Annotated in this window: 16 protein-coding genes, 1 tRNA gene, 1 pseudogene and 1 riboswitch; of the genes and pseudogenes, 6 read left to right on the forward strand and 12 right to left on the reverse strand. The window is 42.9% G+C overall.

Annotated features, from left to right (window positions below):
- The first annotated feature begins 52 nt into the window (after nucleotides 1–52).
- Nucleotides 53–541: an NUDIX domain-containing protein gene (locus V7K48_RS09485; protein ID WP_335071769.1), complete on the forward strand. Its 489-nt coding sequence runs from the start codon at nucleotides 53–55 to the stop codon at nucleotides 539–541.
- Here V7K48_RS09485 and V7K48_RS09490 read toward each other — a convergent pair.
- Together V7K48_RS09490 and V7K48_RS09495 are read right to left on the reverse strand one after the other, a co-directional pair.
- A complete protein-coding gene (locus V7K48_RS09490) occupies nucleotides 538–738 on the reverse strand; it encodes a hypothetical protein (RefSeq protein WP_335071771.1) in 201 nt (66 codons plus the stop codon). The two genes, V7K48_RS09485 and V7K48_RS09490, sit on opposite strands and share 4 nt — an antisense overlap.
- A 332-nt stretch (nucleotides 739–1070) precedes the next feature.
- Nucleotides 1071–1661, reverse strand: a complete 591-nt coding sequence (locus V7K48_RS09495; protein WP_335071773.1) for a TetR/AcrR family transcriptional regulator — start codon at nucleotides 1659–1661, stop codon at nucleotides 1071–1073.
- A 44-nt stretch (nucleotides 1662–1705) separates the two neighbouring features.
- On the opposite strand from V7K48_RS09495, the gene V7K48_RS09500 reads away from it, so the two are divergent.
- Nucleotides 1706–2266, forward strand: a complete 561-nt coding sequence (locus V7K48_RS09500) for a hypothetical protein (protein WP_335071775.1) — start codon at nucleotides 1706–1708, stop codon at nucleotides 2264–2266.
- 131 nt (nucleotides 2267–2397) lie between these two features.
- Here the strand turns inward: V7K48_RS09500 and V7K48_RS09505 are convergent, their stop codons facing one another.
- From V7K48_RS09505 to V7K48_RS09530, 6 genes are all read right to left on the reverse strand, one after another.
- Nucleotides 2398–3378, reverse strand: a complete 981-nt coding sequence (locus V7K48_RS09505; RefSeq protein WP_335071776.1) for a 2-dehydropantoate 2-reductase — start codon at nucleotides 3376–3378, stop codon at nucleotides 2398–2400.
- 44 nt (nucleotides 3379–3422) lie between these two features.
- Nucleotides 3423–4292 carry an inositol monophosphatase family protein gene (locus V7K48_RS09510; RefSeq protein WP_335071778.1) on the reverse strand — a complete coding sequence of 290 codons (870 nt, stop codon included), beginning with the start codon at nucleotides 4290–4292 and terminating at the stop codon, nucleotides 3423–3425.
- A gap of 287 nt (nucleotides 4293–4579) precedes the next feature.
- Nucleotides 4580–5065 carry a PEP-CTERM sorting domain-containing protein gene (locus V7K48_RS09515; protein WP_335071780.1) on the reverse strand — a complete coding sequence of 162 codons (486 nt, stop codon included), beginning with the start codon at nucleotides 5063–5065 and terminating at the stop codon, nucleotides 4580–4582.
- A gap of 27 nt (nucleotides 5066–5092) precedes the next feature.
- Entirely contained in the window at nucleotides 5093–5356 is a 264-nt protein-coding gene (locus tag V7K48_RS09520; RefSeq protein ID WP_335071782.1) for a hypothetical protein, read from the reverse strand.
- The gene (locus V7K48_RS09525) at nucleotides 5340–6080 is read right to left on the reverse strand and encodes a cobalt-precorrin-6A reductase (protein ID WP_335071802.1); all 741 of its coding nucleotides are present in this window, start codon (nucleotides 6078–6080) and stop codon (nucleotides 5340–5342) included. The genes V7K48_RS09520 and V7K48_RS09525 overlap by 17 nt, the downstream gene beginning before the upstream one ends.
- Nucleotides 6080–6499: a DUF1636 domain-containing protein gene (locus V7K48_RS09530; protein ID WP_335071784.1), complete on the reverse strand. Its 420-nt coding sequence runs from the start codon at nucleotides 6497–6499 to the stop codon at nucleotides 6080–6082. Before V7K48_RS09530 ends, V7K48_RS09525 begins: the two co-directional genes overlap by 1 nt.
- A gap of 22 nt (nucleotides 6500–6521) precedes the next feature.
- Nucleotides 6522–6695: riboswitch (cobalamin riboswitch) on the reverse strand.
- 155 nt (nucleotides 6696–6850) lie between these two features.
- On the opposite strand from V7K48_RS09530, the gene V7K48_RS09535 reads away from it, so the two are divergent.
- Nucleotides 6851–6924 (forward strand) — tRNA-Val (locus V7K48_RS09535).
- Between the two features lie 182 nt (nucleotides 6925–7106).
- Here the strand turns inward: V7K48_RS09535 and V7K48_RS09540 are convergent.
- The 3 genes from V7K48_RS09540 to V7K48_RS09550 form a co-directional block, all read right to left on the reverse strand.
- Complete coding sequence (locus tag V7K48_RS09540; protein ID WP_335071786.1) at nucleotides 7107–7502, reverse strand: hypothetical protein; 396 nt, start codon at nucleotides 7500–7502, stop codon at nucleotides 7107–7109.
- Between the two features lie 143 nt (nucleotides 7503–7645).
- Nucleotides 7646–7975 (reverse strand): hypothetical protein, encoded by a 330-nt coding sequence (locus V7K48_RS09545; RefSeq protein ID WP_335071789.1) that lies wholly within the window; start codon nucleotides 7973–7975, stop codon nucleotides 7646–7648.
- Complete coding sequence (locus V7K48_RS09550) at nucleotides 7947–8123, reverse strand: hypothetical protein (RefSeq protein ID WP_335071791.1); 177 nt, start codon at nucleotides 8121–8123, stop codon at nucleotides 7947–7949. Before V7K48_RS09550 ends, V7K48_RS09545 begins: the two co-directional genes overlap by 29 nt.
- 250 nt (nucleotides 8124–8373) lie before the next feature.
- Here V7K48_RS09550 and V7K48_RS09555 point away from each other — a divergent pair, with 250 nt between their 5' ends.
- Genes V7K48_RS09555 through V7K48_RS09565 form a run of 3 tightly spaced genes read left to right on the forward strand, consistent with a single transcriptional unit; the run spans nucleotide 8374 to nucleotide 9200 of the window.
- Nucleotides 8374–8778, forward strand: a complete 405-nt coding sequence (locus tag V7K48_RS09555; RefSeq protein WP_335071793.1) for a type II toxin-antitoxin system RelE/ParE family toxin — start codon at nucleotides 8374–8376, stop codon at nucleotides 8776–8778.
- Nucleotides 8765–9067, forward strand: coding sequence for a helix-turn-helix transcriptional regulator (locus tag V7K48_RS09560; protein ID WP_335071795.1), 303 nt, complete (start codon nucleotides 8765–8767; stop codon nucleotides 9065–9067). Before V7K48_RS09555 ends, V7K48_RS09560 begins: the two co-directional genes overlap by 14 nt.
- Nucleotides 9060–9200 carry a hypothetical protein gene (locus V7K48_RS09565; protein ID WP_335071797.1) on the forward strand — a complete coding sequence of 47 codons (141 nt, stop codon included), beginning with the start codon at nucleotides 9060–9062 and terminating at the stop codon, nucleotides 9198–9200. The genes V7K48_RS09560 and V7K48_RS09565 overlap by 8 nt, the downstream gene beginning before the upstream one ends.
- A 217-nt stretch (nucleotides 9201–9417) precedes the next feature.
- On the opposite strand, the pseudogene V7K48_RS09570 reads toward V7K48_RS09565, so the two are convergent.
- A pseudogene (locus tag V7K48_RS09570) lies at nucleotides 9418–10158 on the reverse strand (hypothetical protein); the annotation flags it as partial.

The following is a 10158-nucleotide window of genomic DNA, read 5'->3' on the forward strand; positions in this document are numbered from 1 at the left end:
GCGATCGCTATTTGCTACCTTTAAATTTTTTTTATAAACTTTCTCTAAGATTATGGTGAATTGGTCAGACTCTTATCTCGGCAAGTTACGACAAGTTGTAGGCGATCGCCTACTTCTGTTATTTAGCGTATACGTGATTATCGAGGATAACTTGGGGCGCGTTCTGTTGCAAAAACGAAGTGATTTTAAACTTTGGGGGCTACCTGGTGGCTATCCTGAGGTAGGCGAATCTGCCGAAGAATGTTCAGCACGAGAAGTTTTTGAAGAAACTGGTTTAACGGTTAAGCGTTTTGCAGCTGTGGGGTTTTCTTCCAACCCAGCCTTTGAAACTGTAACTTATCCTAACGGCGATCGCGTCCAAACCTTCAATTTGATTTTGCGATCTGTTGAATGGGAAGGCAGTCTTGCTTGCCTAGATGGAGAATCGTTAGCACTGGAATTTTTCGATTTGGCAGACTTACCTGCGTTAACGTCAAACGATCGCCCTGTTGTGGAAAAGTTTCAAGAATACAAAAAAAGCGGCGAATTTCAATTGTTCTAAAGCATTTTTTCCAAGAACTGCTTGGCGCGATCGCACTTAGGATTTTGGAAAAATTCGTGAGGAGTTGTATTTTCTGCTAAACTTTTTTGGTCGAGGAACATAATCCGATTAGCAACTTCTCTTGCAAAGCCCATTTCATGGGTAACGATCGCCATTGTCATTCCAGATAACACTAAAGCTTTGATCACTTCCAGCACATCTTTGACCAGAAAGGTAGATTTCCTTGAAGCAGAAGGGCCTAGTATGGCAACTACTTCCCCCTGGTAAAACTCAGTATCATAAAACTCATAAGGGGGATAATCTGGAGAAGTAATTATCGTCAGCGTGTCTTTACCTAAAGATGAGACAGCTTTTAGAGAATTACTATGTCCTGTAATGATGCTGATTCCTACTACTGTTACAACTAGTATCGTTAATAGTCATACTTTCTTTTTCTTCATGGACTTGATAATTATATAACTTCAGCTAGCCAAAGATTTTAGTGTGGCTAGAAGTTTTGTGCAGAAGCTTTTGAATCTGCATTTGCTTTTTAAACCACCTTATCTCTTAGCAAAAAATTTAGAAGACGGCGAACATAAGCAACCCATGATTCAGCACCAGGTGGAAAAACTGATGCATGAAGCATAATACTGCTTATTGTGTCGAAGAATAAATCAGAATCGGCATCTGCCTGAAATTCACCTCGCTCCTTCGCACGTTTTAGCACGATCGCAAAAGCTTGGCGTCGAGGCTGTAGGTATTTTGTCCAATACATCTGAGCAAACTGAGGATTGGTTAATGCAGTGCTAACAATCATGGCAACGGTTTGTTTTCCCAAAGGGTTGAGTGTAAGTTGTGCAGCACTCTCGATTAGAAAATCGATATCACCCCAGAAACTCCCTGTATCAGGTATCACAACTTCTTGTCTGAGACTTTCAATGGCATCTGCAATCAACTCTTCCTTGGAACTATATCGTCGATAAATCGTGGTTTTGCCCACTCCAGCACGAGCGGCGATCGCATCAACACTCATGTGAGTAAAACCAACCTCTATGAGTAAATCAATTGTCGCTTGGAGAATTGCCTGATGTGATTCAATACTGCGAGGTCTTCCGGGGCGTTTTTTAGCAGGTTCACTCATGTAGCAAGAACTTCATATTAATTTTTATCTCTGACAAGCTACAAATGGGATTGACATTTGTATTTAATATTATCGATACTAATAGTATCGATAATATTATTCACAGACCTATGTCTTTGCGAACTCGACCCCAATATACCAACAAAAATAGCACTCAAACTTTACGTCAAGGGCTGGAGGAATACTACGCAGTCAATTTCGATCTCACTGCTCCCAGCACTCAACCAGAGGATTTTGCCAAAATCTTGCTTGCTCATGATGCTAGTCACGTAATTTATGGCTGTGATACGGATATGTACGATGAACTTAAGATTTTGCCGCTGACATTTTGGACGAGTGACTTCAAATTTAGAGATTGGTTGCATGAGCGCCAGAATCCATCTGTAAGTGTGATGTACGAAGACTTGATCAAACGTCATGGTGTGATTGGGTTGTACAGTTCTATCTTTTTTGAATTACTACGATTAGTGCCAGAGTTGATTTCAATGTGGTTAAAAACTCGCAACCATCAGATTTTCATCCCGTTTCTTAACTTTGAACCAATGTTAGACCGTTCACTGTTAGAAATTCGTCAAGAGTTTGACCTTTTACCTTTCATCAAATAGACTTATCCTGGTTTACCCATAGAATGCTAAAAACCAGAGTTTTGGTGAGAAACCAAAAGACTCTCGTGAAGACAAACTTTCCTTGACATCTGCTGCTTTCCACATGCTATCAAAAGTTAAGGAAAGTCAAATCAAAGCTTTATTTTGGTAGCCTCCAGCAGCTTGACGCTGGCATAAATAGCATCAATATAAGGTGTGGGAATTTGAGTGAGTTTTCCCAATTCTGCCACCGCACCAACAATAGCGTCTATTTCCGTAGTGCGTCCGGCTTCAATATCTTGTAGCATTGAGGTTTTATGGGCACCAACATTTTCTGCCCCGTTAATTCGTTGTTCTAAAGTAATGCCAAATTTTATACCCAAATTTTCTGCGATCGCTTGAGTTTCGGTCATCATTTGCCGCGCTAGTTCACGGGTGAGGGGATAGCGGCAAATATCCTCTAGAGTAGCACCAGTCAGGGCACTGATGGGATTAAACGCCACATTACCCCACAATTTGGTCCAAATTTCCGTGCGAATTTGATTGCGGATTGGTGCTTTGAATCCTGCCTGTTTTAAAGTCTGCGCCAATAATTGGATGCGTTCTGTTTTACTGCCGTCGATTTCACCCAGAGTAAAGCGATCGCCTTCAATATGTTTGATTACACCTGGTTCAATGATCTCAGTTGCTGGGTAAACAACACAACCAATGGCGCGGTCAGCACCGATACTAGCTTCAATAATCCCATCTGAGTCAACAGATTGAATCCGCGTACCTTCATACTCACCGCCATGCTTGCGGAAGTACCACCAAGGAACGCCATTTTGGGCTGTTACCACCATCGTCTGAGTATCGTACAGTGTAGGGAGAAAAGGTGCGATCGCTGGCACACTATGAGCCTTAACAGTTAAAATTACTACATCTTGTGGCCCCGCTGACTGGATATCGCTAGTTGCCAGAGACGGAGTAGCAATTTCGCTGGAACCGTCTGCCATAAGCAACTTCAGCCCATTTGTTTGAATTGCCTTTAAATGAGAACCACGAGCGATCAGCGTCACTGCTTCCCCAGCCAGTGCCAGTTTTGCCCCTAAATATCCACCAATCGCACCCGCACCAACAATACAGATTTTCATTTTGTTTAGCGATAGTTAGCAAATAATTAACTAGTTATTTACCCTCAAACAGCTACGCTTTGCATCGCTTCTAGCAAGTGTTGATGAACAGATTTTGAGGCAGCTATTATCAATCCAGGCAGGCTATAGTTTTTACAAGTATACAGTGGCGGTAAAGTCGAACCGTCCAGAGTAGTTACAATCCAGCCAGCCTCTTTCGCAATAAAAGCGAGTGCTGCACTATCAATAAATTTACCCGACTTGATCACTGCTCCACTCAAGTCGCCAGTGAGAATACCATTAAGATTGGGAATTTGAATATCACTAGAGTAATCAGTCGCTATATCGATTACTTTATATCGATCTTTCAGTAAATGTGCGATCAAATTCATTCCCCATCCCAACAAAATAGAAGGTTTGGCGGATGTTATCTCTAACGGGGCACAGGCTTCTAAGTTCATCCCCAGCGTTCCTTTAAAAGCACCTTCGCCTCGAAGAGCGTAAAAATAAATGTTTTGGGCAGGGGAAATGGCAAGTACTGCTTCAAAGTCATCCGAATTTAGAATACAGAGAATAATTTGGTAATTAGAATGTCCATCCATGTAAAACTTCGTGCCATCGATCGGGTCGAGTGTGACTAAGTAATCATCTTCAGAACCGAGTTCAGTAGCACGAAAATACTTGGTGTTATTAGAACTTTCATATTCTTCCCCATAAAAGCGAATCTCTGGGAAAGTTCCTAGTAATACTACTTCTACTAGATTTTGAATAGCCACATCTGCATCAGTAAGTGCGGCAGCAAAAAAGTTTTTTCCTTGTTCTTTGGCGGGAAGTGCAGCAATTTTTGGTTGCAGAAAATGGGCATAGGCTGCTGCTACTTTGAGATGGGGGAGTAAAGTCTCCAAAATCAGTCGAGTAGTCGGTGTTGTAGACATTGCAGCAAACTCCTTTCAGAAATAATCTACCGTTGGCAGGGCGATATAATTCTATATCTAGACAAAATTACGGTATCATTTGGATGCAATGATACTACCGTTGCTATATTACTCTAATCTGTATATCTCAAAGAGCGTATAGGGAGATCGCAATTTTTATCAGAGGGTACGCACCTCATCTTCCTTCGGAAAAAAAATTATTGCAGTGAAGATCCAGATTGGCTGACAACAACTAACCCCTTCAAGAGAGTGAATGAAGGAGTAATTGTGAGTTTTAATTGATGGTTTTAGGAAAATTTTTCGAGCTTTTTCTGAGTTAATTTGGATAGCTTATGACGTTTGAGTGCTGAAGGTGCGCCGAGAGTTCCGAGAACGAGTAAGTTAAGGATAGAGGTGGGTTCAGGGACGGTGATTATGGTTGCAGAAAAACTAATAGGTAACTCACTATCTTCCAATCCAAAATTTTCAAAACCTGGTATAATTGGCGGCGTAGAAAAAACCTCTAAATAACCTGGTGTCGGCAAAAAACTAGCGAAAAATGGACTAGAATAGTTTCCTTCCGAAGTGGAATACCCAAAACCGTCACCCGTTAACTGCTGAGTATTCAGACTAATTAAATTGTCAACATTAAAAGGTTCGTTTCCCGGTATTGGAGTCCCGGCGACTTGCAGACTAGTAATTGTTTCACCATTTCGTGTACCAGTAATTCCAGAAATTAGGTAAAAACCCAAATCGTTAGGGGTGTCATTAGTGGTAAAAGTACCGTTTGCCACTATGCCAATACCAGAATAATTCCAGTTCTAACTTAAAGCAGAGGCGGGTTGCATTGTCCCGAAAACTAATCCAGTGGCGAGGGCTATGGCAGATAGTAGAGTTAGATTTTTCATGAAGGTTGTTGCGATCGCGGTTTTTGTAAAGACTTCCCGTGTATTATACGGAAATTCAATCTGTTCACTACCAAGATGGAAGTGGTACAGCAGATGCCTCTGTTGATGCAGCAGTCGATATTTTCCTTGTCTGATCGGCGGCTTGGGCCTTTTTGCACGACTAGTGCAACTTGTCAAATAGCCATGCCAAAGCAGCATCAACATTACTAACCTGCTTCCCTGGCGGTATGGCTGGACGATTTACCATAACAACCTTCACACCCAGTTCTCGCGCTGCAATAATCTTGGGCTTTGTTGCATTGCCACCGCTATTTTTACTCACGATGGTATCAATCTTGTGATCAATCAGGATTTGCCTTTCATTATTAAGGGTAAAGGGCCCGCGATCGCACAATATCATTCCCGGTGGCACTAAAGCATCATCGGTAGGAGGGTCAATCATCCGCATCAGAAACCAAATTTTCTCGCAGTGAGCAAAAGCGGCGAGTTCTTGCCTGCCAACTGTCAAAAATACTCGCTGTGCCTGATTTTGCAGAGATGCTGCTGCGGCTTCAACGCTGTTAACTTCAATCCAGCGATCGTCACTTCCTTTTTCCCAAGGCGGGCGGATTAACATTAGACGGGGTACTCCGACTTCGGTTGCAGCATCTGCCGCATTCAAGGAAATTTGAGTAGCAAAAGGATGGGTTGCATCAATTAATAAGTCGATTTGCATTACTCGTAGATAGCTAGCCAATCCAGCCACACCACCGAAGCCTCCAACGCGCAAATCGCCCAACGGAACTGATGGTTCACGGGTGCGACCGGCTAGAGACGTGATTGCTTCTAACCCTTGGATAGTCATCACTCTGGCAGCTAGTTCTGCGGCATCTCCCGTCCCACCCAGAATCAAAACGCGCATCATTGAGATAAAGGTGGAATCTTTGCCAAAATGCCCTTTTTCAGGGCTTCGGGACGCTCTGACCAAGGCAGTAAACCATCTGCTTTGGCATAGTATTGACTAGCACATTCTAGTACCGCAGATGCACTACCATCGACGGCTAAATCACCAAATAAATATGTTAATTTGCCTTTGGCAACAAAGGCAACTACACAGGAACGATTACAAGCACTCATACATTCAACTTCCTGAATTGAGAATTTATCTCGTAAATCCCAATCTTGTGCAAGCTGCTGAAGTTGGTGTAGAAGCTTTTGACCACCACTTTCACCTAAGCGTTTTCCATCTTGCCAAACGCTGGCACAAGTTTTGCAAACAAATAAAGTATGGTCAGCAACACTCAAGGGGCTAGTTGGGGAAATATTTACAGTAGTAGTCATCTGTATCTCGCAGATATGTGGGACTGATAAATCTATTTCGGCGGGCATCCTGACTCACCAATTTGGGATTTTAGATTACTTAGTTCCTTAATCTCAAATTGTTTCACAGTTGCTCCCAAGCGCCGGATTTGCACCGAACTTTCCCCGTTACCTCTGGTAGCTAACTCCCACCAGAACCGAATAACCTTATTGATCATACACTAGGGTCATCTAAGAAAAGGATATTACCAATGTTAGAAACCCGGTTTTTGCCACAGGTGCAAGATGTCAAATTATACAGTTAGCCTGATTTGGGTCTTTATCTTGCCCTATCAGAGGAGTATATGCTATTATTAATAATTGTGTGGTTAAGGACGTATAGCTCAGTTGGTTAGAGCGCTACGTTGACATCGTAGAGGTCACTGGTTCGAATCCAGTTACGTCCATTTATTGTAAATTAACTAATTATTTGTCACTGTTAACAAATTAGTGACTGCTAGGAAGCGTAGATACCCAATATCACAGATAGAGAGACGCGATTATTGGGTCTGTACAACAGTCAGTAGTTATTCTCCTTTTTCCTGCGTCTTTGCGTCTCTCATCTCTCCCTACCTCCTACTTTCTTATACTATGCAGTTTTAGCATTATCATCTAAGACTTGTTCTGCAACATTTTTCAAGCGGCTTGACCTGATTTTGCGGGCGCGATCGCTATTCCGAACACCACCCGCCATCTCATATTCACGGCTGTCTTTGCCATACTTGATAGCAACCACCATCAGCATCTTCTCAGAAAGCTGACTCAAGTTTTTTTCCATCTCTTCAATTTCAGTTCTAGAAGAGTCAACCACAGACAGAGCGGTATTATAAACATCAATTTTGTTACGTAACTGGTCAATTGACTCAATCAGTTTTTCTAGACTATAATTTTCATCAAATTTGATGTTTGGAACAATCGATTTCAGTCCAGCCGATCTTAACTGAGCTTTTTCTAAAATGCGGGATGTGCGTTTTAGACGAGACATAAATTTATTTTTTTAAGATACTTCTAGAGCTAGCTTGCCTTAGTTAAACTGCATTCCGGTTCAGGGTAACTCACAATTTTTTCTAATAAACTTTTCAGGTGATACCAGTAATTTTGCGGTATCTCATCACTAGATGTTGATTTTTATAGTAATAATTGTTTAAGTTTCATAAAAGTTTTAAGGGAGACCGCTCCCGTGAACCCGAAGACTGCTCCTGTGAACCCGAAGACTGCTCCCGTGAACCCGAAGACTGCTCCCGTGAACCCGAAGACTGCTCCCGTGAACCCGAAGACTGCTCCCATAAACCCGAAGACCGCTCCCATGAGCCCGAAGACCGCTCCCATGAGCCCGAAGACCGCTCCCATGAACCCGAAGACCGCTCCCATGAACCCGAAGACCGCTCCCGTGAACTCAAAGACCGCTCCCGTGAACTCAAAGACCGCTTCAGTTTGTTGGGGAGTGCGTAGATGCAAAGCGGCTTGTTGATGGATATTGCTGCGTAGGCAAAACTTCTGTAGGCGATCGCCTAGTATTCTGTAGGAAAGAACAATATAGGCGATCGCTTATTGTAGAAGGGCGATCGCTCATCGACAGTCTAGACAATTTCTCCGATGATTTCATGACTACTAGACCGGAGTTCGACGTAAAAAAAGTCTCTAAACCAGGCAGAAAGGAGGTTGTATGGGTGTAGGTTAGATGATAGCGATGCCTTCTCTACGAACGCGAACAGCGTGTCGCAGACAGAGGCTGTTCGCGTTCGCTAACGCCAAAGTTGGATCAGGAAAAAATAAAGGGCTTGGCTCTGCTGCCTACTCAGTAAAATCGCATTTTTGCGATAAAATTAATAGTATGCGTAACCTGATCCTAGACAATGCCAGAAACACAAATTATTTTCTTTCAGGATGATAGAGGAGAAGTTCCAGTCTTAAAGTGGCTAAACAAATTACTTAAACAGGATCGTAAGGGATATGCGAACTGCATCGCCAGAATTGAGCAATTAGCTGAGTATGGTTTTGAATTAAGACGACCCGCCGCAGATTTACTGCGTGATGGTATTTATGAACTAAGAGCCAAGCACATCAGAGTACAGTATAGAATTCTATATTTTTTTCATGGTCAAAATGTAGTGATTTTAGCTCATGCCATCATTAAAGAGGATAACCAAGTTCCAGATCGAGAAATTGATTTAGCATTAACATACAAAAATTTATTCATACTCAATTCAGAAGTTCATACTTATATCGAACCAGAGGAAGAAACAGATGAAGAAAACTAATGATGCACTGAAAATCATTAAAAGAATGATGAAAGAAGATCCAGAATTACAAGAGATGGTTAAAGAATCATCAATAAATGCTCAAGTATCTCAAATCATCTACGATGCCCGTAAACAAGCGGGACTAACCCAGCAACAATTGGCCGATTTAGTCGGTACTACCCAGTCAGTCATTGCTCGATTGGAAGATGCTGACTATGAGGGACATTCTTTGTCTATATTGGCTCGGATTGCAGCAGCTTTAAATCAAAAAGTAGAAATTAAAATGTCACCTAAAGAAGTTGCTTAAAACCCATCGTGGTTATCCCAGAACTAGAATAACAACCTCTTCAGCTTTCCCCCAACGATTACAACCGTCAGGTGTTCTCATTGCCAAAGATACCCTGGCGATCGCTCATCAACAGTCTAGACAATTTCTCTGATGATTTCATGACTAATTGCGATCGGCCACTCATGGACACCAGAGAAAGTTTGTAAATTCGATACCTGCTTGATGGTTGAGTAGCTGTAAAAGGCGATCGCACTTCGCTTAAAACTATAGATCCTGCATCCCCTTATACCAATTGACCAAAATCAGGCTACAGATGCAAGTTAAATCTAACTCTCTTAAATTACGAATTACGAATTACGAATTACAAATTATTTCCACCATCGCGCCACATCCCCAATAGCACGGGCAAGTTCTGCCGTTGCTGCTTTACCACCTAATGCAAAGATAACTGGAAACAATGCCGTAATATCTTGCAGTAAATTAGGGCGAGTGCGAAGGGATAGCTGATGAAGTGTATCTTGCCAGAGAGGGAAAAGTTTGGCATTTGGCATTTGTGACAGACCGGAAGCTAATGCACTCAGGGCATCGGCGCGATATTCCTCATCCTGAATTGCCCTAGCGGCTTCGAGTGCTTCTGGCAATAACTCTGGCAGTTTGTCGGCTAATGCACTCAGGGCATCGGCGCGATATCTCTCATCCTGAATTGCCCTGGCGGCTTTGAGTGCTTCTGGCAATAACTCTGGCAGTTTGTCGGCTAATGCACTCAGGGCATCGGCGCGATATCTCTCATCCTGAATTGCCCTGGCGGCTTCGAGTGCTTCTGGCAACAACTCTGGTGGCAGTTTGTCAGCTAATGCACTCAGGGCATCGGCGCGATATCTCTCATCCTGAATTGCCCTGGCGGCTTCGAGTGCTTCTGGCAACAACTCTGGCAGTTTGTCAGTTAATACAATCAGGGCATCGGCGCGAGATGTCTTAGACTGAATTTCCCTAGCGGCTTCGAGTGCTTCTGGTAACAACTCTGGTGGCAGTTTGTCGGCCAATGCACTCAGGGCATCGGCGCGATATTTCTCATCCTGAATTGCCCTGGCGGCTTCGAGTGCTTCTGG

This window comes from Nostoc sp. (assembly GCF_036919615.1).
In the GTDB taxonomy this organism is placed as follows: Bacteria; Cyanobacteriota; Cyanobacteriia; order Cyanobacteriales; family Nostocaceae; genus Nostoc.

Coding starts and splice junctions, on each gene's coding strand:
- V7K48_RS09525 (WP_335071802.1), bottom strand. CDS start 6,080: ATGCGCGTTTTGATTCTGGGTGGGACGGGAGATGCCGCAGAACTAGCT.
- V7K48_RS09500 (WP_335071775.1), top strand. CDS start 1,706: ATGGGATTGACATTTGTATTTAATATTATCGATACTAATAGTATCGAT.
- V7K48_RS09510 (WP_335071778.1), bottom strand. CDS start 4,292: ATGTCTACAACACCGACTACTCGACTGATTTTGGAGACTTTACTCCCC.
- V7K48_RS09555 (WP_335071793.1), top strand. CDS start 8,374: ATGCCAGAAACACAAATTATTTTCTTTCAGGATGATAGAGGAGAAGTT.
- V7K48_RS09505 (WP_335071776.1), bottom strand. CDS start 3,378: ATGAAAATCTGTATTGTTGGTGCGGGTGCGATTGGTGGATATTTAGGG.
- V7K48_RS09485 (WP_335071769.1), top strand. CDS start 53: ATGGTGAATTGGTCAGACTCTTATCTCGGCAAGTTACGACAAGTTGTA.
- V7K48_RS09540 (WP_335071786.1), bottom strand. CDS start 7,502: ATGTCTCGTCTAAAACGCACATCCCGCATTTTAGAAAAAGCTCAGTTA.
- V7K48_RS09495 (WP_335071773.1), bottom strand. CDS start 1,661: ATGAGTGAACCTGCTAAAAAACGCCCCGGAAGACCTCGCAGTATTGAA.
- V7K48_RS09550 (WP_335071791.1), bottom strand. CDS start 8,123: ATGAAATCATCGGAGAAATTGTCTAGACTGTCGATGAGCGATCGCCCT.
- V7K48_RS09560 (WP_335071795.1), top strand. CDS start 8,765: ATGAAGAAAACTAATGATGCACTGAAAATCATTAAAAGAATGATGAAA.
- V7K48_RS09530 (WP_335071784.1), bottom strand. CDS start 6,499: ATGACTACTACTGTAAATATTTCCCCAACTAGCCCCTTGAGTGTTGCT.